This window comes from Legionella maioricensis (assembly GCF_023618015.1).
Taxonomy (GTDB): domain Bacteria; phylum Pseudomonadota; class Gammaproteobacteria; order Legionellales; family Legionellaceae; genus Legionella; species Legionella maioricensis.
This window is the reverse complement of the sequence record NZ_JAJKBJ010000001.1, coordinates 180,104-204,796: the sequence shown is the minus strand read 5'-3', so window position 1 is coordinate 204,796 and position 24,693 is coordinate 180,104. Positions and strand designations below refer to the sequence as shown.

Below are 24,693 nucleotides of genomic sequence, written 5' to 3'. Positions count from 1 at the left end.
TTATTGGATGACCAATTCAGCATGTAAGGCTCCGGCTCGTTTTAAACTCTCTAAAATAGCGATTATGTCACGAGTGGAAGTCTGTACTTTCGTAAGAGCAGTAATTAAATCAGCTACAGTAGCCCCTTGCTCTAGTTTTACTGTATTTGCCACCGCTTCTTTGACGTTAATATTAGTCGAAGGGGCCACTACGGTTCGTACCTGTCTCCCCATATTCTGGATTAACGTAGGCTGAGAAACGTTGTAATCAGTGGCAATGGAGATTTGTAAATTGCCATGAGAAATAGTAACAGCATCAATTTTTACATCGGCTCCCGCAACCACAACCCCAGTTCGTTCATTAACAACCACTGTGGGTAAATTATCGGGGGTAATGATGACGTTTTCGAGTTGGCTGACAAAACGAATGAAATGCCTTCTTGCCAGCAGAGGAGGGTGGATTTCAATATCCTGAGCGGAGCGTGCCAGAGCTGTATCTTTGCCAAATTGTTTGTTGATTGCCGCTTCAATATGATCCGCCGTAGTAAAATCAGGATGATTTAAAATAAGATGGATGTCGCCGGTTTTATCGATTACGTCATTGTAGACGGTTTTTTCAACGACGGCTCCTCCTGGTATCATGCCTGTAGTCGGGTGGTTTTTTTGAATGACATTGCCATAAAGATCATATTTGAATCCACCAATGGAAATAGGACCCTGGGCCAAGGCATAGACCCTATTATCTGCACCTTTAAGAGGAGTTACTAATAAAGTTCCTCCTAATAAACTCTTTGCATCCCCGAGTGAGGCGACATTAATATCAATTTTGTCCCCTTGATGGACGTAGGAGGGGAGGCTGGTGGTAATGATTACTGTTGCTGTATTTCTACTGTTAATATCATTGGGATTGATATTAACTCCAAAGCTTAGTAATAAATTGGAAATCGCTTGAGTGGTGTCTTTATTGCGTCTTGAATCGCCAGAACCAGCTAACCCAATGACTAAACCATAACCAGTAAGCGGGTTTTCCTGTAACCCGGAGAGTCGCGCAATAGATTTTAAACGAACGGCACAGTATCCACTTTGTTGAAGAGTAATCTGAGCAAAGAAAAGAGCAATTATTATCAGTTTTTTCATCACACCAACCCCACAAATGACAGGATTTTGTAGATATAATTGTGATCCTGAGCATTAGATACGGAACCTTTTCCAGTATAAGTAATATGGGCATCAGCTAGTCGTGTTGATAAAATGGTATTTTGTGGGCTAATGTCTTCAGGCCTTACTATGCCACTTAAAAGTATTCTTTGTTGTTCGCCGTTGATGGTAATTAATTGTAAACCTTCAACTAGGTACGTACTGTTAGGGAACACCTCTTTAATTCTTACGGTTAAAGCGGCTTTAATTTTTCCATTGCGCCCCGTTTTAGCTCCAGCGCGCCCCTTACCCTTTAGTCCAAATTGAACCTCATGGTTGTCTTTGTTGTAGCCCACTTCCAAAGCAGTTTTTATTTCCTTACTGGATGAGAGATCGGCGCTGGTTTGTGCGTTGGAGGTTTCAAGGACAATAACGGTAAGAACATCACCGGGTAATGACGCTATACGATCAGCGATTAATGGTCTATATAATTCTTCGTCAAATAAATTAATGGCCCAACTTTGCTGAATCCCACACATTAAAGAAAACAATAAAATAGTAATTAATCTCATGATGGAATCTCAGCTTGATTTGGAGCCGTAACCACGGCTACAAAATATTTGTTGGTTTGCGGATTTTTCATTCTAATTGTTTGGCCTATATCACCATCATTTTGAGCTATGGCCTCAGTAATTATGGAAACACCATGAGTTACTATTTTAATCTGTACTGATTGTCCCTTGATGATAGAAGGAATTTCAATCAAATATTTTTGGGTCAGTACCTGAGCTGCATTAATCGATTTTTTAAGCCAGAAGGGATGGAGCAATTTGGTCAAAGGCATCTGTTTTAAACCGGAAATAGATTGTTCTTTCAAGATAAAATCATCTTCACGTACTATCGTACGATTTTTAATTTGATGCTTGGCTACCAACACTTTTTGATAGGCTTTTACAGTAAACCAAACGGGAATAGAGTGTTTCTCATAATTAAGTCTGACACATACTTGTTTCGCTACAGGATATTCACTAGGAATTTGTATTTTAAATGCGGAAAGGGGAAATACGCTGCCTTTTAATTTTGTTTTTGTAGTCAATTCAACATGGCTGTACTCCTGTTTCTCTAATTGATTTTTTAATTCTGATCGAGCTTTATTGATTAAATCCATCCCCGTAGTTTGGGTGCGCTGTTTAATTACTGCGGTTTTTTTCCCTCTCCATTGATACTTAAATGAACTTCTTTTATTTTTTATCCAGGCAATGATTTGTTTTTTTGTTATTTTTCGGCCTACTCCGGGATGACTGTCCAAAGGGATCTTGGCTAAATTATTTTTATCTCCCGTAATAACCAGCACATCCCCCAAATGTTGTGCATTAGGGGTAATATTGGTTTGGAATCTGAGTATGGTCTGGGCATTCGCCTGGTAAGCCAGGATTAATGCTCCTATTATTTTAATCACGAATTTCATTAGTTAATTTTTCCAGTTCATCAGCAATTTGTACGGCTTTTGCGTTCAATTGATAAACACGTTGCGCCATTGTGAGTTGCATTAGAGAACTAACCATGTCGACGTTCGAGCCTTCTATTTGATTCTGAGCTAGAGAGCCCAGGCCGCTATTTCCTGGAATATCAGTAAGCGGATCCCCTGATTCATCAGTTGGAATATAAATCCCGGAGCCGATTGGATCTAAGGTTTCAGGATTAATAAATTTGGCTAATTGAATGGTTCCTAGTAACTGCGGCTCGGGATCATCACTTACTATGACCTCTACGTCACCATTGGCTTGAATGGTTAACTTAGTGAAATCATCAGGAATTTGGATGTTATCAGCCAATCTTAAACCATCCTGAGTTGTGAGATAGTGATCAGAGTCGATGCTTAAAGTTGAGTTTCTCGTGTAGGCAATATTACCATCGCTATTGATAACTTGAAAAAAACCAGTTCCATTAATCGCAACATCATTCCAATTGTTAGTTGATTTTAAAGGGCCAGTTGAAAAATCCTTACTCGATTTATATACAGCTGTTCCGAGACCTAGTTTGGCACCAGGTTGATTATTAAAAAGGGGCTTTTCTCCATTTATGTTTTGATAAAGCATGTCTTCGAAGGCTAATTTACTTGCCTTGTAATTAGGTGTATTCAAATTTGCCAAGTCATTGGCAATTTTATCAATATAATATTCTTCTGCTTTAAGACCGCTGGCGGCAATAGAAAGTGCGTCAGACATTTCCTTCTCCTAACTGATTAATGGCGGCTGCTAATAGATTATCCGCGGTACGCATTATTCTTTGGTTTGCTTCAAAATGACGAGAGGTTTTCACCATGTCCATCATTTCATCTATGGATTTAACGTTAGATTGTTCTATAAATCCTTGTAGAACCCGGGTGTTGTGATCGGGCGGATTCGGAGACTCATCGGTTTGATAGAGCCCATTTCCTATGTAGTTTAATCGATTCGGTCGATTAAATTGCACGATGTTGAATTGATCTACTTGATGATGATCTATGTAGAGAGTTCCTTGGGTATCAACAGTAAAAGAATGGTCATCGACTTTGATGGCTCCCCCTTTGCCAAGAATAATTTCACCAGTAATGGTGGTTAATTCACCATGATTATTAACTTGAAAATCACCGCGCCGGGTATAAAAAATCCCTTGTTCACTTTGGACCTGAAAATAACCCTCTCCTGTTAAAGCCATATCGTTCATGTTATGAGTCTGGTTGAAGGTACCTTGAGTTTTAATTTGAGATTTTTGAAGTTGCTGAACTGTATTATTCGTTTGTACTTGGAGCTGCTCATCAAAACTATTAAGTTCCACCAATTGTTTTTTAAAACCGGGAGTATTCATATTTGTTATATTTTGACTTATTGATTGTAATTTTAATTGATCCACTTCCATGGCTAATTGCGTTGCTGTTATTGCATCAAACATCACTCTTCCTTATTTAACGATACCAAAAGACTCCACTTGAACATTCACTGGTATTTCGTTCATGGCTAAGACAGTGAGATGGGGAATCACCCTTTGGGTTAATTGTTTAATATGCCTTCTTAATAATGAGGAGCAGAGCAGAATAGGACGTTTACGCTCACCTAGCATTTGTTCGACCTGATGAGCCAATGAAGTAATCAGGTTTTCGGTTACACTAGGCTCCAATGCAAAATAATCTTTATTACTTAAATTTTGATTGAGTTTTTGCTCTAAGGCAGATTCAAGCGTTAGCACATGTAAGCTACTTTGATTGGCGAGTAGTTTTTGACAAATAGACATGGCTAAACCGGCTCTTACTAATTCAGTAAGTTGTATTGGATCTGGAATTCTTTTCGCGTGTTCTAGTAATATTTCTAATATGTGCGCCAAATGACGAATGGAAACTTTTTCCTGAAGTAATGTTTGGAGTATGCGCTGCACATGACCGAGGGGTAAAAGAGTCGGTATGAGTTCTTCACTTAGAGCTTTAATTCCAGGTTGGAGTAATAAACGCTCGGTTTCCTCGCGAGTTAATAATTCCGCTATATGAGATTGTATCGTTTCATTGATATGGGTGGTTAAAACGATTAGCGGTTCGCATACAGTAAAACCTTCATCTACAGCCCGAGATTTATCTTGCGGTTCTATCCATGCAGCAGGAAGACCATAACTGGGATCGCGTACCTCGATTCCTGCCGGTAAACTTTTGTTTTTTTGTTGGCTACGCATTGAAAAAATGGCTAGATTTTTCTCAAGATGCAATTGATTATTGCCCTCATTGTTGCCCTGAATAGAAATATGATACAAAGGGTAACCCAATTTTTTATCAGCTTTTATTTTTACTTCAGGTAAAACAAAACCTAAATCAAAGGCGAGTTTTTCTCTAATCTGTTGGACGGATTGAAGGAGGGAAACTTCATAGGGCAATAACGATTGATAAAGTTCTTTATTAAGATTAATTTCTATGGGATGAATCCGAATTTTTTCGTATAAATCTTCTTCAGCCTCCTCTATTTGTTCTTCTTTATTAGCTTTGAGCGCCAACCAGGTAATCAGAATAAATAAGGCTAAAATAAGCAATACTGGTAAAGTGGGAATTCCTTTTAAAAATAAAAGACAGACTAATCCCCCACATACCATAATTAAACTTTTAGGGTATGCGCTAATTTGTTTTGCTACCTCATTACCTAAATGGGCGTCTGTTGCGGCACGAGTTACGATGATTCCTGTGGCTGTTGAAATAATTAAGGCAGGGATTTGGGTCACTAAGCCATCACCCACTGTGAGTAGGGTATACGTTTGGATAGATTCAGATAGGCTTAATCCCTTTTGAACTAGTCCTATAGCAAAACCACCGATAATATCTACAAGGATGATTAATATGCCAGCAATCGCATCGCCTTTAACAAATTTATTGGCGCCATCCATAGCCCCATAAAAATTAGCTTCTTTTTCAATTTGTGCTCTTCTGCATTTTGCTTCGGCTTGTGCAATACTGCCCATATTCAAATCGGCATCAATGCTCATTTGCTTACCGGGCATGCTATCCAGAGTAAAACGTGCAGCCACTTCTGCCACACGCTGTGAACCATTTGTTACCACTATAAATTGCACAATAATCAGAATTAGAAAGACCACTAAGCCCATCACGTAATTGCCATGAATAACATATTGTCCCATTGCTTGAATCACTTTCCCTGCATCGCCATCAGACAAGATCAGACGGGTAGCTGAAATATTAAGTGCCAGACGAAAAAGCGTAGATATGAGTAATAAAGCAGGGAAAGTTGAAAAACTTAAGGGTTTATCGGTATAAAAAGTTAGAAGTAAAATAGTTAAAGCCCAACTGAAGTTGACTATAAGTAATAAATCTAACAGTGCAGAAGGGATGGGAATAAATAAGATAAAAAGAATACCTGTCGCAAAAGCGATCATAATCATTTCGCTGCTGTTGCTAAAAAAATTTACCTTACTACTCATTTATGATTCCTTTGCCTGTAAATATCTCTAAAAATGCTTGCTGCTATAGGAAATAGATCTTTGCTTATCCATTGATTGAGTTCTATTGATTGATAAAGCATGCGGGCAAAGGCTTTGTTTTCGATTATGGGTATACCATGTTTTTTAGCAATTTCTTTTATCTGTGCGACCATCTCACCTCGTGCTTTACAAACAACCTTTGGCGCAGGCATGACATGACGTTCATATTTTAGTGCTATAGCTAAATGAGTAGGGTTGGTAATAATCACATCTGCGGTTTTAACTAATTTTAAAGAAGCAGTTTTTTGGCGTAATTGATTTTGTAATTGTTTGATTTTGTTCTTTATCTTGGGGTCACCTTCCTTTTGTTTGTATTCATCTTTAACTTCTTGTTTACTCATGCGGTTATCTTTCTTGAACTTTCTTTGGGTATACAATTTGTCCAAGAAAGCCAAGATGGTGAGCACTAGAAGAAGCTGAAAAATAAGTTTTATAATAAAACTCATCATGAATAATAGTGTTTGATCAGGGCGAGTTATACCAAGTTGAAGAATACTGGATACTTGATGTTTAAAAGTAAAATACAGTAATAACAAAGCCAGTGCCAATTTAAGAGTTCCCTTAAAAGCTTCGAACCCTGCTTTCATAGAAAATAGTTTTTTGCAGCCCTGTATGAAATTCAAGCGTTTAAAATCTGGGATCAGAGGGGTAGTGGACCAGACCATTCCTGTTTGGGCTAGAGTACACAGAATAATAGTTAACCCGCTTGCCAAAGCAAAAGGAAGCCATAAAGTAGTGATCTTGGCCATAATTAATTGAAACATATGGCAGATATTATCAACACTAAATTGAAAGTGGGATGTATTCCCGAGCAAATGACGAAAGAGGCTGGAAATCTCCTCTAACTGTTTAGGCCATAAGGCAGTGATCATCCCAAGCATTACTAGTAACGAGATACAAGTAGTTAATTCAATGCTTTTGCTGACCTGTCCTTTTTCCTTAGCCTTTTGTAATTTATAGGGTGTGGCTTTTTCTGTTTTTTCAGTCATGAGAGGAAATCCTGCCAGGTATGAAAACAGTTCTCGAATACCGTGTTCGTTAGCGGATTAATGTAATTGAGCATCAAGGTTAACAAAATTAATCCAATTAGAATTTTTACTGGCAAGATTAGAAAGTAAGTGTTAATTTGCGGCATATTACGAGTGATTATGCCGCCACACAAATCAATAGCCAACAATGCAACGATTATGGGACTTGCAATCATAAATGCTAGGGTAAACATGAAACCAAATTGTTTAATAATGGGAGTAAAGCCTGCAAACAAAGCTAAAGAGCCTGGCGGTATAATAACAAAAGAGTAAGAGAATCCTTTGAATAACCACACATGTCCATCCAAACCAAAAAAGAATAAGACAGCTAACATGGATAATAAACGGCTGGTTAAAGGCTCTTGACTATGTTCATTTGGATTAAAGACTGCTAGTGAATTAAGTCCTATTTCATTATCAATGATTTGCCCAGCAATTTGAAAAACAGAAAAAGCAGCATATAAGCTTGCTGCTAGAATTAAGCCATTGGAAAATTCAACAATTCCTCCGATAAGAATAGTGCTATTATCCAAAATTTCTTGATTTGGGACGTAATTCATTAGCAATATGCTGAATATAAAAATTAATATCAAGCGAGTATGGACAGGTAATTGGCGTATTGCTTGAATCGGCGTAAATAATAAAACTGTACCCAACCGAATAGTGATAAATAATAAGCAAGTGATCCAGGAAAACGATAGAGTCATTGTGTTACCGTTCCTGGAATGTTTAAGAAAATATTTTGAGCAAACTCTATGAGTGAATGTAGCATCCATTCACCACATAGCATGAGCATTAATACTACAGCTAATATTTTCGGAACAAAGCTTAAGGTAGAGTCTTGAATTTGTGTGACTACTTGAAGAATTGAAATAATTAAACCGGTGATGAGTGATACAAGGATGATGGGGGCAGCAATAAAGACAGCATGCCAAAGTAATTGTTTACTTAAATAAATTGCTAAATCGCTAGACATAATCCTTTTTCCATTCATTTCTAACTTGCGGTCATCCAACCCGACTCAATCAATTGAGATAGGTAATTTTTTTTCCATAGATGATATTTAAAATATCATCGGGTAAATAAAAAAACAGTTGGCAAATTAAATCAAATTTATAAGTCTTAAACAAGTCCATTAATTAAAAATATTGAAAAGGATATTTTATTACCTATTGATATCTATCTAAAAATAGAAGGGGGTATGAAATATATGTATGATCAAGAATATAAATTTTGGTTTTACTGCGTATGCCTTATAACCTGCATCCCCTTCAATTGAGGCCGTTTCAAATTACTAAACTCAGTATCATTCACTAAACATTACGCCCTTTATCGTTATATATCCCGTAGCCCACCTTCTTGTCTCCTTCCTCCGGAGACTTTGTTCAGCTCTTCATTGGCGATTTTTTTTGTTCTTTTTTTGATCCTTTGGGTGTCTTGGTTGTTTTTTTATTCATGGAAACTCCAAATAAAAAATGGGTACCTTTTTAGTATAGACCCTGTGTTTAACGAAGCCTGGGGTCGGTTATGGGCGTTTTCCTTGGCTTTTTTCCCCTATCGGATTTTAAAAATTAGCCTAAAAGAGTAAATAAAGGCATTAAATTGTCTATATTTAGATCAAATGGATGATTTAAAGGGAATTGACTATGCTTACATTAATTACTCTGGCTGGGGGGTATTGGGGGACTAAACGCCATCAAATTGCTAAAGTAAATTATTACGCGGAGAAAATAAACCTCTATCACGTAAGCAATCCGGTAAAAGCTAAAGAATATGCGTCTAAGTTATTAGCCTATTATCGAAAGCTTGCAGACGAAAATAAAATAGTTAACGTAGTATCGGAATGGTTTATCGAAAATCCTCCTCTCCAAATAATAAAACGACTGGATCATCAGATTAACCGTGAGTTAACTCAAGACACTATTATCTATTTGTCTCGCGAGGCTCAACTCTATGAAATTTATGATAAATATCAAGGAAAGAGTAGCTTTAAAAGTTTGATTCAAAAAAAATTAAAGAAAATAGATGATGCGTTTGAAGTGATTACACTGGCTAGCGGCAATAATCCTATTGTGCTAGTGAATTACCAGGAACAACGTTTTGTTATTCGATTTTTACGCATGAATGTTGCCGAAGAAGCTAAAGGGCATTCGCCGAGAATAATTCGTGAATTAATGAACGGAATTCCACAAATTGCCAAGCCTTATCTGTTGGAGCATGTAGCCGAAGATAATATTGAAGTCACTTTTATAGAATACAGTGAATATTATGCCAATGGCAATCTGGAGGATCGTTTCCAAAATTTACGTATTCAAAAGCAAAAGCAGTATATAAGTCCTGCTGATTTTAGCAAAATACTTCTCAACTATGCTGTAAAACTAGTAAATTTTTATATAGTCATTAATCAGCAAAATATATGGTATACCGATTTAAAGCCCAGTAACATCTTACTCAATGATGAAGACGAACTGGTAATTAGTGACATAAAAGGATTAGTCTTCTCTACAGAAAAAATGGTTCGGTCAAGTTCAACCAGTACCAGTCAACAGTATTTTCAATCTTCCGTATTCGTCAAAAACCAAATTAATCTGGAGCGCTTACAGTGCCATACTTTGGGAACTACTCTATATCAACTAGCGTGTGGGCAATTACCAGAACAGGAGGAAAATGTTCCTGGTCAATGGAGCAACATTTATGATTTTCTTTTGCCTGTATTTAAAGGCCCTAAGGGTAGTTTTCTAAAAGGGCTTATTACTGATTTGGTCAGTGAAATGACAATGCCCATGAGTAATATACTGAATGACTTAAACGCTCAATTATTAGCTCATGATGATTTAAATAATACCATATCGCTCGATGAATATATTATCGATTTATCTCCATCGACCAAGGCCCAGTCATTATTCAAATAGCTTTGAGCGACTCATACGATGCACGCGTCTATTCGATTTTTCTGCATGGCAATTAAGGCCATAATCCATACTATTCTTAATATTTACCTAAGCTTACCATGTTATCATAGTGTTCTTTAATAAATCTAATGGAAGAAAAATGCCTGATAAAATATTTGACATTTTTAAATGTACTATAGATGAAGATCAGCATAATGTAGCAACTCAATGGGCTAAGACTTTTATCCATAATCCAATTGATTTAGCTACTGGTATGACTCAATTAGTAATGGCTTGCGTGGCCAGGGGCGACTTTAAAACTCGGTCTTATCTGTCTGGTTCTAGCGAATTACAAGATCCATCTGATCAGTTAACAATAGCTGATTATTTATCGCATGCCAGTCGTATAATCATCGATTATAATTCTTTATCAGAAGAAAATGCTCAAGAATTATTGAGTTTTTTTCCTGAAGCAAGTGGAACAAATAAGGTTTTTGCGCGATCGGCAACTCATAATGTCAACCAGGTTAATGATAAGGTTGTGGAAGGTAAAGGGGTAGTGATAGGGCTTTTAGGTCAATTACCCTCGATAGTCAAAAAACCATTGGATTTTGGTATCAATATTGCCATGGGCGGAGCCGGACAAGATAATTTCTATGGCAAAAAAATCTCTGACAATGGTTTTAGCGGTCATTTTTATTACCATCGCAATACAGAACACAAATTACTCCTTGCAGGTCTTGAACAATCTGCCCCGGCAGCTTCTGCATTAGGCTTGCTAATGGGAAGTGAGACGTATCCTGAGGAAGTACAACAAGGTCACGATCAATTTGGTCAGGGACATTCACTAACCGGTGCTTCAGACACCTACACTGCGGCCGGTTCCTTATATTTTAGTAGCCCAGTGTATCAAGCGAAATTATTGCTGGAAAAAGGGGTTTTCCCACCAGATAAATATGGAGCAATGCAAGTCACCATTACTGATGATAATTGGCCTTTGATTAAAGAGTATTTAAAGGAATTATCAATCGCAGTAGAGAGTGGGAATCAGCAAGAAGTAGTAGGACAATTGTTAGAAAAACCATCAACTGCAAAAAACACCAAAGGCGAATATAAGAGCTATGTAGCGCTGGATTTTAGTGCTTATTTAAAGCAAGTCTATAAAGTGTTTGTAGCCGATAGCGAATTAGAAGAACAGGAAAAATTAGGCTTTGAGTTATTGCAATCAGAGTTATTAATTCTCATTAAAAAATTGCAAGAAGGTAACGTAAAAGAGTACAACAAATTTGATAGCCTAATTAGCCAAATGATGTCAACCGAAAGACTACCCGAAGAGTACAAGCAAGCTCTTGCACGTATCAGTGAGTTATTTAAGCTACAACTGAGCATTGATCCTCAATTAAAACATACTCAGTTAAGTCGTCGATATCAGTTTGGAGATATAACATTGGGCGCACTAGGCAAAATTAATCAAATGCTTAATGGTGCACAAATTACCGAGGAAGGTGAAAAAGAATACGAATTTGGTGATATTACCTGGGGACTATTAAATAGAATAAATAATAATAAAAAATATCAATTTGGTGATTTATCCTGGGGAGCATTAGTAAAGATAAATGAAATGGTAAATGGTAAGAAAGAAGAAGAGTATCAGTTTGGTGATATTGTATCTGGAATATGGGGTAGGTGGAGTCAATCTGCTACACAAACAACTTCTGAAAAAAAGGAAGAGACACAAATCACTATTGAGATAACTTCTGAAAAAAAGGATGAGACAGCAACCAGTACTGGATATGGTTTTGTTAGTTATGCACGGAATCTTATTTGGAGAACCAATACTACAACTCCTGAAACACCTAAATCGGATAATAAAGAGGATAAAGTTACTCCGAGTTCCGATATTGGAATGTAAAGATAACATTTTATGTTTTAGACCTTGAGGACGCATTTTGTAAAAAATGACGTCCTTGTTGTTTTTAAAATCATCAGGTAACCAATGTCTTGAGTTTCCAGTTCTAGGCATTTGCTATTTATTCTATTTGCCTCCTCAAGTAAGCTGATATGCATTCATAAGTTCGTAAACGGTATCTTGAAATTCAATAAGCAGTTGATTTTATTTTGAACTCAAAGTACATTATTATTGCTAATGGCAGTGATTGAACTATCATTTATTGGTACAAAGATGTTATTGCAGTGAGGGTAATTTTCGGAGGGATGAGATGAACAAATTAATAATGGCAGCATTATTCACAGTATTTAATACCGTGGCCTTGGCTGATAGTGTCATTGTGACTCAAACCCAAACATGGGAAAGCATCCCCATAACCGTAAATCCAGAAAAACATACTTACATTACTGTGGAAGGTCCCGTACCTACAGGCAATTATTATTATACTTATTCTGGTTATCGATGCGTGCGAGAGAAAATAGAAATTGCGGGCACTGATGCAATTATCTATCACTCAGGTGTAGAAGGGGGCGGGGATATATATTGCTATCCTGAGTAATTTCAAACATAAAAGTAAAACGAATGCTTATGATAAAGTCGATTCGGGGGAGGTCTATAATCTTATAATGCTTCTATAGTACTTAGAGATTATAGACTCCTGTGATACTAGGGCTACTAAAATATGCGCTGGACGAAAATAAGAACTTTGCAAACAAAAAAATATTAGTTACAGTTAGATTTATATTTCTACTTAAAGGGAATGCAAATGAAATCAATAGCTAAAGTTATTTTTTGTTCTTTATTCATAAGCACTATTACTCATGCGGCAGATGCTACTGCTCCAGCATCCGACCAATCACCCAGTCAACAAATTGCGCAGCTTAATACTACGATTCAGAATCAACTGAAAGCCCTTCAGGCTCAACAGCAACAACAAATTGCTACTTTAAACTCACAATTTCAAGCTCAGTTAAAACAAGTGCAAACTGATTTACAAAACCAAATCCAAACCGTTAATACCCAGACCCAGAATCAAATGAAGGAGATGCAAACTAACCTGCAGCAGCAGATTGCTCAGGTCCAAGGGCAGATAAAGCATTAATAGTGGAGTGGGTTACGGATCAAAATATCTATAAAAGGCAAAAAATGCTTGACAGTATTGAGGTAGCTCATTAAACTGCGAGTCTTATTTTGGGGCTATAGCTCAGCTGGGAGAGCGCTTGCATGGCATGCAAGAGGTCGGCGGTTCGATCCCGCCTAGCTCCACCATCAACATCGTGTATGTTGATGGGGAAATAGTTCAGGGTCCCCATCGTCTAGAGGCCTAGGACACTGCCCTTTCACGGCGGTAACAGGGGTTCGAATCCCCTTGGGGACGCCATTATTTGGCGTTAGTAGTAAGTAGTAAGTAGTGTTGTAGTAAAGTAGTCTTGTAGTAAATAAGTTCCAGGTCCCCATCGTCTAGAGGCCTAGGACACTGCCCTTTCACGGCGGTAACAGGGGTTCGAATCCCCTTGGGGACGCCATTATTTAATTTGGCTCGTAGCTTTATAAATCATCCCTCCATCTGGGGCCGAGATCAAGAAAATAGTAGTATAGTAGTTAAATCTTTCTTATAAATTAAAACTTGGTTGACGCCTCGGATTGGCGCGATTATTCGCTAGTTTTTTCATTGTCTTAGTTCAATTCAAATTGAATCATTTAAAATCATCCTCTATTTTAAACCCACATTATGTTGTGCCAACATGGCATCTAACAAGCGCTGCTAGAAGCAGATAAATATTTCTTGAACATCAATGACTTTTTAACTCGTGGTGATAAGATAAATAATTATCTTTTTAATCTATTCATTTTAATATGTGCTAAATTTAAATTTATTAACTGCATGGAGTGAGTACATGAAGCACGTTGCTTTAGGAACACAAGGACTTCAAGTATCCCGTATTGGTTTAGGCTGTATGGGCATGTCAGAATTCTATAAAGGTGGTACTGAGAAAGAATCAATTGCAACCATTCATCGGGCTATTGAGCGCGGAATAAATTTTTTTGATACTGCTGATATGTATGGTCCATTTACCAATGAAATTTTAGTTGGAAAATGCCTTCGCAGTCATCGCAAACACGTTATTATTGCCACTAAATTTGGTATCGAACGAAGTACTGAGGGAGCTTATCTTTCTGTGAATGGACGCCCCGAATATGTGCATAAATCCTGTAATGACTCTTTAAAGCGTCTTGGGGTGGAGCAAATCGATTTATACTATCAACACCGTGTTGATCCTCATACCCCAATTGAGGAAACGGTCGGTGCTATGGCAGAATTGGTTCAACAAGGCAAGGTCCGCTATCTTGGGTTGTCTGAGGCAAAAATAGAAACGCTACGTCGTGCTCATCAAATTCATCCCATAACTGCCTTACAAACGGAGTATTCTCTTTGGAGCCGTGAGCCGGAAGATGGACTCTTACAGGCAACTCGGGAATTGGGGATCGGTTTTGTACCATACAGCCCTCTGGGTCGTGGATTTTTGACTGGTGCATTTAAGAGTCCCGAAGATATTCCTACTGATGATTATCGTCGCGCTGCACCTCGTTTTCAGGGGGAAAATTTTTATAAAAACCTGGAGATCGTGAAGCTCGTTGAGCAACTTGCCAAGAAAAAACGAGTGACTACGGCACAAATTGCTTTAGCTTGGGTTCTTGCTCAAGGTGAGGACATAGTGCCAATTCCTGGAACAAAACGGTTGGATAAACTGGAAGAAAATATTGCCGCGACAGAAATAAAATTATCTGCAGCTGAACTGGAAATGATAGACAGCATTGCCCCCAAAGGAGTTGCAATAGGCCAAAGATATGCGGACATGAGTAGAATAAATTATTGATGTCCGGAGTTAGTGACTGCTGAATGGGGCAGAATCCCATCCGATTCTGCCAATTCTTTGTTACAAAATAGCAATATTTTATAGCCTTTCAAAAATAGTCCTGGTATTAAATCCAAATAATCGCTCATGCATTCTATAGGCATATTCATCAGTCATATTAGCCAGGTAATCGCAAACCACCCGATAGGCGGCTGTTTCATCCTCTGCTCGTTTAAACAATTCTCGATTTTTATTATCCAATAAACTGGCTGGATTAGAACTGATGGCATCAAACAGCCTTAGGACCACCGTTTGCCCCCCATATTCAAAAGTACGAGCTTCCTGGGAATCAATGACATTATGATAAATACACTGCATTAAATAGTGCAAAAGAGCAGCTGCCTCTGGTGTAAGGGCAATGTTGTGTTTGAACAAGTTATTTTCAAAATTCTCATTGGTAACAACGATTTGAGTTGAGGTAATGAAATAATTAACCATCTCGCCGATCGTTTGTTTTCTTAGACATAATTCTTGAGAGAATAGAGAGTCGATCAATCGATCCTGGTGAGCAGATAATGAAGTATTACTTAATAGACTCCTGAACTCGTGAGTATCCAGGTGAGCTTGATTAATTAACCTCAAATGAATGGCATCCTCTAAGTCATGAACACCATAAGCTATATCGTCTGCTGTATCCATAATGGAACAATCAAAGCTGTGATAAGCAGCTTTTCCTGATTGAGTATCCTGAGGCTCCTTGGATAGAGACTGAAAAAATTTTTTGTCGCTCTCTGAGAAGGGCGATAGTAACCAATCAATTTCAGGCTGCTCACAATCAAAATAGGCTTTAGGTGGCAGCCAGTCGTTAATTTTAATTGTTTTATGAATGGACTCATGAATGGGAGGTTGCTTTCTGGCGACCACATTGGAGCGTTTAACCGGATATTTTAAAATACCTAATAGGGCTCGTCGGGTTAAATCAAGGCCAAATGCCCCATAACTATTTTCCACTTTGGTAAGCAATCTAAGCGTTTGTCCATTTCCCTCAAAACCGCCGTAATCGCGCATCATGTAATTCAGAGCTACTTCACCGCCATGGCCAAACGGGGGGTGACCTATATCATGCAATAAACAAATGACACTGACGAGATCATCATTGGGTAACAAGCTTGCCAATAACATCTGTTGATTCTGATTAGTAATCAGATTACGCACTATACTACGCCCAATAGAATCCACCTCCAGAGAGTGGGTTAAACGAGTGCGGTGAAAGTCTCCCTCGTCGGTTCCCAGAATTTGGGTTTTTCTTTGCAATCTTCTAAATGCAGGGCAATGAATAACGCGCGTTCTATCTCGCTCATAAGGATCACGATGATCTTGAGCCCCCCTTTGGTTTGTTTGACCGGAACGTCGATGTGTCCACATAAATTAAGCCATAAAAGAACAAAATAGATACTGTATGCCATAGTTTATCGGGAAACAACACAAGTTTCTAAAGTTTCCTATAATTATGAAGATAACAATAAAAAAGAATATCAATAAAAATAATAAATTAGGGGGCGTTGTGATGAATACTAAAATTAAATTAATAGCAGTAGCGATCTGCACCATTAATTTATCCTCATGCATGTATGAAGATAACCTAAATTCAAGCTACACAAGCTACGCCTATGACGAAAGCCAGTTGTATCCTCAAAATTACCGGATGAGTAATTTTGGATATCAAGATCAACCAAGCAGAAGAGTAGCTGTTCCTGATTCTTATCACGTTGGCGAATATCATTCTCCTGTTTCTTTTAAAGACAGAGATCGAAACTGGGTAAGCAGTCAAAACCCACAAGGCTATACTATTGAGGTTGCCAATGATGAGAAGGCCTCAGCAGTTGCGAAAAAGCTCTATAAAGCACCTAAAAATGATCGTATGGCCCAAGTTAAATATCAAAAAAATGGTAAAGAGTATTATAAAGGTTTGTACGGAACTTATGATAGTGCCGAGGCAGCACAAAAAGCATTAGAGGCTCTTCCTCCAGATATTAAACAAGGCGCTGGGGTTAAAAACTGGAGCAGTGTTCAGGAAAACCTGAATGAATAATTATCAATTGCTGGACTAGTCTGAGTGAAAGTGCAGGCTTTTGACTCAGGCTACAAATGAAGGTTGCTTAAGCTATTCAAATCCCTTATATTTTTATTTTTTAGATTTATGAAAAGGGAATTTCATGAGTTGCCTGGCTACGAAGCTGTCTTTTTTATCCCTTTCCATTCTACTTGCCAGTGCGGCAGTACATGCTGAGTTTAATCCTGTTCGATTGCCTTTTGTTCCTCGTGTTTCAGGGGAAGGCTTTGTCGGTAATAGAACGATTGGCGAAGCTGATGCCATGTTGCCACTTTACGGAAATCAAGACAGTATTTTTCATGTTGACGGTTTGGGTAAAATAGGTGGTGATAACGGTTCTTTGGGGAGTATTGGCGGAGGATATCGTAGTATTCCGGGGAATTACCTCTGGGGGGCCTATGTCTTTGCTGATTTTAACCGAATTGCAGAGGGCTCTCGTTTTTTTGTTCTTAATCCAGGATTGGAGTACATGACCAATCGTTGGGACGTGCATTTGAATGGCTACTTCCCCACATCGAAACAAAAAGTCCAAGGTACGTTTATAGGCTCTGAGGTGGGCATAACCCAATACGTCAGTTTTGCAGGCCATAATCAGTTCGACAATTTAGTGAATCTGGTGGATGAAGTGGGAAACGGTTTAGATGGTGAGGTGGGATTCACTCTGCCAGAAACCAGGAATATCCGTTTATTCACTGGCGGTTATCATTTTTCTTTTCAACAGGCACAGGATATTAATGGGGTTATTGGTGGGGTGGAATTGCCTCTTAATAAGCATTTTACCGTTTCAGTTCGCGACAGTTATGATCGAGTACAAAAAAACACGACCTTATTTACTGTTCGATTCACCATGGGTGGGGTGGAAAAAAGTGAACAAGCGGATATCCATAATCGCCTGTTAGACCCCATTCCAAGGCATTTGGGTACCTGGGATACCGGTTCGGGTATTCCCAGCCAGCAGGCTTTTATCAATACTGGTATTCCCGTATTGACCAGGGACAACATTTGGTTTTTTAGCAGTATCGGTTCTCCCTTTGTTGCGGCCAATGGTTTTAGTAATTGTACCTTTGAAAATAACTGTCTTGATACTTCGTTTAATCAGCCAACGGTCGATGCCATTAATGGCTTCTCACCCAATGCCAATTTCTATCTTGGCAATGGGACTTATGCTAATCTCACCGGTATGCCCTTCGCTCCACATCTTGCTTTCGTACCCGCTTCCAATCTGAATTTAAATGAAGGACAGGCGGTTTATGGACGAAGTAGTGATTTTACCTCCGGTTTTTTACGGGATATTAAAGGAAGTCTTATTCTTACCGGCAATAACACTTTTGATTTTGTTCGAGTATTAAATGATGAGGGGCACAACCCGGTTGGCTTGGTTATTTCAGGATCCAACATCAAGATAACCAATTCAACTGTTGGTGGTAATAGCACTTCCCAAAAATTTCAGTCCGCAGTGAATATTGAAGGGGCAAGCAACGTCACCATTCAAAACAGCTTATTGAATGCCTTTCTCGATAATTCAGATCCTTTTGATACGAACTCAACAGGAGTTCTTATTCAAAATTCTACTAATATTAACTTAATTAATAATAATATTATTGTTGACGCGACTCAGAGAACAGCCAATTCATTGTCAGCACAGGGAATTATTGCGGATCGTGCAGATGTAGTCGTTACTAATTCAACAGTAAGTGTGAATGCTTTAAATACAAGTAATGGAAGCAATGTAACTACAATGGCCCAAGGTATTCTTATTAGTGCTCAGGGAGCCATCGAGTTGTCTTCTAGTATCGTAAATGTTACAGCCAATGCCAGTGGAGGTACAAACAGCACTATCCTGGCTCAAGGTATTTTTAATAACGATGCTCGAAACATGCGCTTAGTAGAAAATGATATTTCTGTAAACGCAATAAATAATAATGGTTTGAATAACACTATATTAGGACGGGGATATCTTATAAGTGGTCCAGGAGGAGTGACACTACTCTCTAATTTCAAGGTAAATGCAGCCAGCACTGACGGAGAAAATAATCAAATTATTGCAGAAGGGGTTATTGTTAATAATGCCAACCCTCTTTTTCTTCGCTCACCGATAAGTGTTCATGCTTCTCAGCAAGGAGATATAAATAGTACCACCACAGAAATTGAGTTTAGTAATTAAGGGGCGATTGTTAGGTAACCCATGCAAAATATGTGCAATAAGCGGGAAAGGATATTAATCCTTCCCCGTCCTGATTATTCTTCTATCTTAACTTCGATGCGTTTTTCTAAAGCTTGTTCTTTTTTAGGAATAGATATTTCTAAAATTCCATTTTTATATTTTGCACTTATTTTACTTTCTTCCACGGTTTGAGGAAGCGTAAATTGGCGATGAAATTGTCCCAGTGAACGCTCAATTCTGCTATAGCCTTCCTGGGTATCGCGTTTTTCATAAGAGCGTGATCCTTGAAGGGTCAGAATGTTATTTTCCAGGGAGATGTGAATATCGTCCTTTTCAACACCGGGCAAATCCGCAATGACAAGAAATCTCTTTTTTTCTTCTTTAATATCTACGGCAGGTGCCCATTTACTCAAGTCGCCAAAAGTTGCATCATCGGTTTGAGTGCTTAAAAAGTTATCAAGTAATGAACCAAAATCTTTATAAATCGGAAAATAATTACGACGTAAGCCATTCATATAAACTCCTTATAAATTATTAGGTGTAATGTATATATTAGGATTCAAATATAAAATTTCAAGGGGAGTTTTAGGAAAAATTAAGGGCTGTTGAACAACAGATTTCATCTTAATAACGTTGCTTTTTATTCAGTACACCATCTTATTAATTGAAAACAGAATACAGGCCAAGTATCTTTTAAAAAGACATGTTCTCGCTTGCATTTATAACTTCGGGCTTTAAAATTGAATCTCTAAACAGAGGACTCTATGAAAACTACTTCTCGCTTTTCTTTCAAGCCCGTTGATAAATCGCAGCAACGGCTAGTCCATGAATGGATTGCTCAACAACATATTAGTGAATGGCTCGCGCAGTACATGTTTATAAAAAAGCAGGTTTTACTATTGTTGGTGAGTTTATCGCGTCCTGGCATCCTGTCCCACATTACCGGATGCGGTTAAATATGAATGATATTAAAAGATAGTTTTTTTAAAATCATCATTTTTGTATTTAAGAACTATAATTAAGTACTTAGAACTCTAAGGATAGATGATGAAAAAACTAGCTGGTAACGTTGCCCTTGTTACGGGCGCATCGAAAGGAATTGGGGCTGAAATTGCTACTCGACTTGCCGAAGAAGGGGCGTCAGTAGCCGTTAATTACAGTTCCAGTAAAGAGGACGCAGATCGCGTCGTTACTGAAATTATTAAGCAGGGGGGGAAGGCGATTGCGATTAAAGCAAATCTTACCGATCCTCAAGACATTGAAAACCTGATTTCAGAAACGAAAAATGCCTTCGGTCCTATTAATATACTGGTGAACAATGCTGGTATTTATGAATTTTCCCCCCTTGATGCTATAACTCCTGAGCATTTTCATAAACAGTTTAACTTAAACGTGCTGGGACTTCTTTTGGTATCCCAAGCCGCGGTTCGTCATTTTCATTCCGATGGGGGCTGCATTATAAATATTAGTTCTGCCGCATCAACTCTTACTCCCCTCAATTCCGCAGTATACTCCGCGACTAAGGCTTCAGTAGATGCAATTACCAGCGTTTTGTCCAAAGAGCTTGTGGCAAAAAAAATCAGAGTAAATGCGATTAATCCAGGAATGATTGTAACTGAAGGCTTAAAAGCAGCAGGTATGAATGAAGGTGAGATGCATGATGGGTTTATATCTATTATTCCTATGGGGAGGGTGGGGACCGTTAAAGAGATTGCTTCTGCTGTACTGTTTTTTGCCTCAAGTGAAGCGTCATATATTACTGGTGAAACCTTGCATGTATCGGGCGGTGTACGATAATACATTAAAACAGACCCTCAAAGAGTGAGGGGCATACATCAGTTGCTTATCGTAAAACTCAAGATTAAAACATTATCTCTCTCTTGAGTGGTGGAGCGCAGATACTGATTTAAATAACCTATATCTATAAGAATCGATTTGGATAACTGTGCAGCAACTCCAACGAATGCACGATTTTGTTCAAAGAGATAGGGAGAAACCCATTCGGGATGGTTTAGATTAAAAAAAACTTCATCATAAAGAGAAAAGGAGTATTTACTTTCGATTTTAAAAGGGATTCTTAACCACATTCTTTGACGTAAACGAATAGCCATTCGAGACTCATCCACATTTTCTCTTTCCTCTAAACGTGTACGACTGTTAATATTATAACCAGGTTTTTTTAATATACGCCAATTGAGTTGTTCCCAATATCGGTTTTCATGGACCATCACGCTAGCCGGGGTTTTGGTTACGATCCAGCCTGGACCTGCGTACAGGGCTATATTGTCATTAAATTGGTAACCAAGTCCTCCAAGTAAAAGGAATTGGTGAAAAAAATAATTATCGTCAATCAGACGTAATTGAGGTTCCAAGTAGTATTTAAAAGCGGAACTATTCGTTAATGGGCCAGTCATAGTGGCTACTGTCCATCCTTTAGTATAAGACGCTCCACTATTGGCGGGACTTATGCCAAAGGAAAGAAAAAAAACAAGCGTTATTTTTACAAGGCGGGAAAGTATTTGATTGGCCATAGATTCATAGATGCAAAATAAACAGTTTATATTCAACAGTTAAAATATCAAGAGTTCACTAAGAAATATGGAAAATATTTACAAACTGCGCCATCCCCGTTCAGGTTCATTGCCATTGACCTAAGCGACTTTCTGTCATCATGAGGCGTGTGCGACGAGGATCTCCTGAAATAAGTATGAGCCACATTTTGGATACCGTTTCTTCAGTTAATGGCGGTGCCCGAGCAGGTGGAATTAAAAAGAAATAGGGGTTTTTCATAAGTTTTGATATATTGCGTCTGTTTTATTGTTTATTTAATAAATATACTTTCACAAAAATAACCATTAACCTGATGTAATAGTTTATTTAGATTCCATTTATGCAAAAGAAACTTGCTGCAATTTATGTAACCAAACCGGAATTTCTTCCTGAGCTCTGCGAGGAGTTAGGCGAATTTTCTCAGGTTATTGAAGATATGGTTTTTTCTTCCCGACTGAAAACCAATGTGTGTTTTGCTTTAGACATATGGCTTGAACCACAAATTGTAACTTTTCAATCCATTTCTGAAGCGGTCAAAATTCTTCGTCAGGCGGGAAAGTTCTGGTATTTGCATCCTGTCAGTCAAATAAGAAGATCACGATTAATTGAAGGACAATTACGCAAGTGCCCGTCACTTCAGCGCCACTTTCCTCTTGAAACAGAAATTCCCCCTTCTATCGGTGGTTTTTGTCTCCTGGATAATAATACGTTGTTGTACAGCACCAAGCGTTTAAAAAAATGGCCGCAAGGGCACTGCTTTTTTATTGAAGATAAAATAAATCCTCCTAATCGCGCGTACTTGAAATTATGGGAAGCACTTTTTCTTTTAGAAAAATATCCTGAATCGGGAGACTCCGTTTTAGATTTAGGCGCATCGCCTGGGGGGTGGACTTATGTCATGCAATCATTAGGGGCAAGTGTGACCTCGGTTGATAAGGCTCCGTTGGATGAAAAAATTGCAAAACTTCCACACGTTAATTATTTAAAACAAAGCGCTTTTGCTATAGAGCCATCCAAACTGGAACAAAGTTATGATTGGGTATTATCTGATGTTGCTTGCTACCCCGATAGAGCCTACTCTCTCATTATGAAATGGATAGAATCAGGCAATGCAAAGCAAATGATTTTTACTATAAAATTGCAGGGCAAAATTGATTTGGCTACCATCAAACAATTTCAATCAATTCCCAACTCACGCATTCTGAACATGTTTTATAATAAACATGAAGTCACTTTTTTTTATCCTGTTTGAAATTTAACCTTTATTAACCCTTAAGAGAAAGTGGGGTCGAGTATATTTCGATACTGGTAAGCTGTTCATCAGCTATGCTAAATTCTATTAACTAAATTTAATAAGGATTTTAATTATGGCACAGCATCCCTCTGTATTGATTGCAGGAGCCGGCCCTTCAGGATTAATGATGGCTTGTGAATTGGCTCGTTATGGGGTTTCTTATCGAATTATTGATAGAAAAAAAGGACGTACTCAGACAACTAATGCAGCGGGTATTCATACCAGAACCCTCGAAATCTTTCATCATATAGGGATTGTCGATCGTTTTCTTAACGCAGGGCAGCGTTGGAGTGCTTTTCGCTTGTACTCAGAAGATGAGTTAATGGCACGTATTCCTTTTGATAATATTGATTCTTTCTACCAATTTTCCTTGCTACTGGCTCAGAGTGAAACAGAAAAAATTCTAAATGAACGATTGGAAGAATTTAAGGGCCATGTTGAATGGCAAGTTGAGTTAATTGATTTTAAACAGGTAAAGGGAAAGGTAATAGCAACAGTCAAGCATGCTGATGGGCATACGGAAACAATTGAAAGTGATTGGCTGATTGGTTGTGATGGGATTCATAGCATTGTGCGTGAAAAATCTCAAATTTCATTTGTCGGAGATGATATTCCTCATGAATATTTGGTGGCGGATGTGCAATTATCAGGGCCCATCGATGATGAGGCGGATGCTTTTCTGGGTAAAAAGAATATGCTTGCTCTTTTCCCTCTTGGGAAAGAAATTTATCGTATTGTAGCGACAGCTGAAGGTTCAGAAGTAAAAAAAGAATTTACCGATGATGAGGTGAAGCAAATTGTTGAGCGCCGTTGTGGCAATAAATTTATAGTAACCTCGGTATTGTGGTCATCAGCTTTTTGGATACATAGTAAAATTGCAGATAAGATGCGTGATGGGTCTGTGTTTATCGGAGGTGATGCTGCTCATGTACATTCTCCAGCTGGCGCACAGGGGATGAATACGGGTTTGCAGGACATTTATAATCTGGCATGGAAGCTGTCATTTGTAATTAAAGGAAAAGCGAAACCCGAGTTATTGGATAGTTATGGGATTGAACGACTTCCTGTCATAGAGGAGATAGTAAATAAAACGGAAAGCATTACCAAAGCTGCGTTTCTTGAAAATCCACTATTGATTAAACTGCGTGAAGTGGTGACTAAGAATATTATTGGCCAGAGTGATTTTCTTCAGGATAAATTCGGCATGCAGCTTACTCAGTTATCGATCCATTATGAGGATAGCCCCATCATTCATTATCATACTGATATTAAAGGCCATACAGCACCTAAGCCTGGAGAAAGAGCTCCTGATGTTGTTATCAATAAGGCATCTGAGCGTTTTTATGATTACCTGCGAAATACACAATATAATTTATTACTCTTTACAGGCCATAATATCAATGATGTTCAATTAGCCAAGTTCCTGGATATTATGCAATGGATAGAGCAGACCTATTCAGATACCGTTAAGGTATCTATCGTTAGTTTTACCCGGATGGCTGATATAAAAAATACCATTATTGATGAGCAGTTCGCTCTTCATAATCGCTATAAGATGGAGGATTCGGGGTTTTATTTGATTCGTCCAGATCACTATATTGCTCTTTGCAGTTATAAAGTTGATAAAAAAACATTAAATGGCTTCTTTAATAGCGAGGCCAATTTGATTGCGTGATTAGTTAAAAGAGTACTAATGACAATGGTATTTCCAGATGTCG

General features: G+C 38.2%; 22 protein-coding genes, 3 tRNA genes and 1 pseudogene. 14 read left to right on the top strand and 12 right to left on the bottom strand.

Annotation, left to right across the window (positions count from 1 at the left end; all coding sequences use genetic code 11):
• Genes LOX96_RS00825 through fliQ form a run of 9 tightly spaced genes read right to left on the bottom strand, consistent with a single transcriptional unit; the run spans position 1 to position 8,133 of the window.
• Positions 1-1,116 (bottom strand): flagellar basal body P-ring protein FlgI, encoded by a 1,116-nt coding sequence (locus tag LOX96_RS00825; protein WP_250421438.1) that lies wholly within the window; start codon positions 1,114-1,116, stop codon positions 1-3.
• The gene (locus LOX96_RS00820) at positions 1,116-1,688 is read right to left on the bottom strand and encodes a flagellar basal body L-ring protein FlgH (protein WP_250421440.1); all 573 of its coding nucleotides are present in this window, start codon (positions 1,686-1,688) and stop codon (positions 1,116-1,118) included. The genes LOX96_RS00825 and LOX96_RS00820 overlap by 1 nt, the downstream gene beginning before the upstream one ends.
• Entirely contained in the window at positions 1,685-2,584 is a 900-nt protein-coding gene (gene flgA / locus LOX96_RS00815) for a flagellar basal body P-ring formation chaperone FlgA (RefSeq protein WP_250421442.1), read from the bottom strand. Before flgA ends, LOX96_RS00820 begins: the two co-directional genes overlap by 4 nt.
• On the bottom strand, positions 2,568-3,344 hold the full coding sequence (locus tag LOX96_RS00810) for a flagellar hook-basal body protein (protein WP_250421443.1): 777 nt from the start codon (positions 3,342-3,344) through the stop codon (positions 2,568-2,570). Before LOX96_RS00810 ends, flgA begins: the two co-directional genes overlap by 17 nt.
• Entirely contained in the window at positions 3,337-4,050 is a 714-nt protein-coding gene (locus LOX96_RS00805) for a flagellar hook-basal body protein (protein ID WP_250421445.1), read from the bottom strand. Before LOX96_RS00805 ends, LOX96_RS00810 begins: the two co-directional genes overlap by 8 nt.
• 9 nt (positions 4,051-4,059) lie before the next feature.
• The gene (locus LOX96_RS00800) at positions 4,060-6,069 is read right to left on the bottom strand and encodes a flagellar biosynthesis protein FlhA (protein WP_250421446.1); all 2,010 of its coding nucleotides are present in this window, start codon (positions 6,067-6,069) and stop codon (positions 4,060-4,062) included.
• The gene (locus LOX96_RS00795; protein WP_250421448.1) at positions 6,066-7,118 is read right to left on the bottom strand and encodes an EscU/YscU/HrcU family type III secretion system export apparatus switch protein; all 1,053 of its coding nucleotides are present in this window, start codon (positions 7,116-7,118) and stop codon (positions 6,066-6,068) included. Before LOX96_RS00795 ends, LOX96_RS00800 begins: the two co-directional genes overlap by 4 nt.
• Positions 7,115-7,864 carry a flagellar biosynthetic protein FliR gene (locus LOX96_RS00790; protein WP_250421450.1) on the bottom strand — a complete coding sequence of 250 codons (750 nt, stop codon included), beginning with the start codon at positions 7,862-7,864 and terminating at the stop codon, positions 7,115-7,117. Before LOX96_RS00790 ends, LOX96_RS00795 begins: the two co-directional genes overlap by 4 nt.
• Positions 7,861-8,133, bottom strand: coding sequence for a flagellar biosynthesis protein FliQ (gene fliQ / locus LOX96_RS00785; RefSeq protein WP_250421451.1), 273 nt, complete (start codon positions 8,131-8,133; stop codon positions 7,861-7,863). Before fliQ ends, LOX96_RS00790 begins: the two co-directional genes overlap by 4 nt.
• Before the next feature lie 670 nt (positions 8,134-8,803).
• Here fliQ and LOX96_RS00780 point away from each other — a divergent pair.
• The 8 genes from LOX96_RS00780 to LOX96_RS00745 all read left to right on the top strand — a co-directional run bounded on the left by LOX96_RS00780 (position 8,804) and on the right by LOX96_RS00745 (position 14,875).
• Entirely contained in the window at positions 8,804-10,069 is a 1,266-nt protein-coding gene (locus tag LOX96_RS00780; protein WP_250421452.1) for a protein kinase domain-containing protein, read from the top strand.
• Positions 10,070-10,208: 139 nt separating this feature from the next.
• Positions 10,209-11,960 (top strand): hypothetical protein, encoded by a 1,752-nt coding sequence (locus tag LOX96_RS00775; RefSeq protein WP_250421453.1) that lies wholly within the window; start codon positions 10,209-10,211, stop codon positions 11,958-11,960.
• A 307-nt stretch (positions 11,961-12,267) separates the two neighbouring features.
• Positions 12,268-12,555 (top strand): hypothetical protein, encoded by a 288-nt coding sequence (locus LOX96_RS00770; protein ID WP_250421454.1) that lies wholly within the window; start codon positions 12,268-12,270, stop codon positions 12,553-12,555.
• A gap of 207 nt (positions 12,556-12,762) precedes the next feature.
• On the top strand, positions 12,763-13,098 hold the full coding sequence (locus LOX96_RS00765; RefSeq protein WP_250421455.1) for a hypothetical protein: 336 nt from the start codon (positions 12,763-12,765) through the stop codon (positions 13,096-13,098).
• Positions 13,099-13,189: 91 nt separating this feature from the next.
• A tRNA-Ala gene (locus LOX96_RS00760) sits at positions 13,190-13,265 on the top strand.
• A gap of 36 nt (positions 13,266-13,301) precedes the next feature.
• Positions 13,302-13,377 (top strand) — tRNA-Glu (locus tag LOX96_RS00755).
• Between the two features lie 69 nt (positions 13,378-13,446).
• Positions 13,447-13,522: transfer RNA gene (locus LOX96_RS00750), tRNA-Glu, on the top strand.
• Between the two features lie 372 nt (positions 13,523-13,894).
• Complete coding sequence (locus tag LOX96_RS00745; RefSeq protein WP_250419786.1) at positions 13,895-14,875, top strand: aldo/keto reductase; 981 nt, start codon at positions 13,895-13,897, stop codon at positions 14,873-14,875.
• Between the two features lie 78 nt (positions 14,876-14,953).
• Here the strand turns inward: LOX96_RS00745 and LOX96_RS00740 are convergent, their stop codons facing one another.
• On the bottom strand, positions 14,954-16,279 hold the full coding sequence (locus LOX96_RS00740; protein ID WP_250419789.1) for an anti-phage deoxyguanosine triphosphatase: 1,326 nt from the start codon (positions 16,277-16,279) through the stop codon (positions 14,954-14,956).
• Positions 16,280-16,421: 142 nt separating this feature from the next.
• Between LOX96_RS00740 and LOX96_RS00735 the strand changes: the two genes are divergently transcribed.
• Both LOX96_RS00735 and LOX96_RS00730 read left to right on the top strand, forming a co-directional pair.
• The gene (locus LOX96_RS00735; RefSeq protein WP_250419792.1) at positions 16,422-16,946 is read left to right on the top strand and encodes an SPOR domain-containing protein; all 525 of its coding nucleotides are present in this window, start codon (positions 16,422-16,424) and stop codon (positions 16,944-16,946) included.
• Positions 16,947-17,070: 124 nt separating this feature from the next.
• Entirely contained in the window at positions 17,071-19,131 is a 2,061-nt protein-coding gene (locus LOX96_RS00730; protein WP_250419795.1) for an inverse autotransporter beta domain-containing protein, read from the top strand.
• Positions 19,132-19,205: 74 nt separating this feature from the next.
• On the opposite strand, the gene LOX96_RS00725 is transcribed toward LOX96_RS00730, so the two are convergent.
• Positions 19,206-19,646 carry an Hsp20/alpha crystallin family protein gene (locus LOX96_RS00725; protein ID WP_250419798.1) on the bottom strand — a complete coding sequence of 147 codons (441 nt, stop codon included), beginning with the start codon at positions 19,644-19,646 and terminating at the stop codon, positions 19,206-19,208.
• A gap of 347 nt (positions 19,647-19,993) precedes the next feature.
• On the opposite strand from LOX96_RS00725, the pseudogene LOX96_RS17665 reads away from it, so the two are divergent.
• Positions 19,994-20,110: pseudogene (locus LOX96_RS17665) on the top strand (GNAT family N-acetyltransferase); the annotation flags it as partial.
• Positions 20,111-20,178: 68 nt separating this feature from the next.
• The gene (locus tag LOX96_RS00715) at positions 20,179-20,928 is read left to right on the top strand and encodes an SDR family NAD(P)-dependent oxidoreductase (protein WP_250419804.1); all 750 of its coding nucleotides are present in this window, start codon (positions 20,179-20,181) and stop codon (positions 20,926-20,928) included.
• 38 nt (positions 20,929-20,966) lie between these two features.
• Here the strand turns inward: LOX96_RS00715 and LOX96_RS00710 are convergent, their stop codons facing one another.
• Positions 20,967-21,662: a DUF2490 domain-containing protein gene (locus tag LOX96_RS00710; protein ID WP_250419806.1), complete on the bottom strand. Its 696-nt coding sequence runs from the start codon at positions 21,660-21,662 to the stop codon at positions 20,967-20,969.
• Between the two features lie 359 nt (positions 21,663-22,021).
• On the opposite strand from LOX96_RS00710, the gene LOX96_RS00705 reads away from it, so the two are divergent.
• Positions 22,022-22,933 (top strand): SAM-dependent methyltransferase, encoded by a 912-nt coding sequence (locus LOX96_RS00705; protein WP_250419809.1) that lies wholly within the window; start codon positions 22,022-22,024, stop codon positions 22,931-22,933.
• Between the two features lie 115 nt (positions 22,934-23,048).
• The gene (locus LOX96_RS00700; protein ID WP_250419811.1) at positions 23,049-24,650 is read left to right on the top strand and encodes an FAD-dependent monooxygenase; all 1,602 of its coding nucleotides are present in this window, start codon (positions 23,049-23,051) and stop codon (positions 24,648-24,650) included.
• The last annotated feature ends 43 nt before the right edge of the window (positions 24,651-24,693 follow it).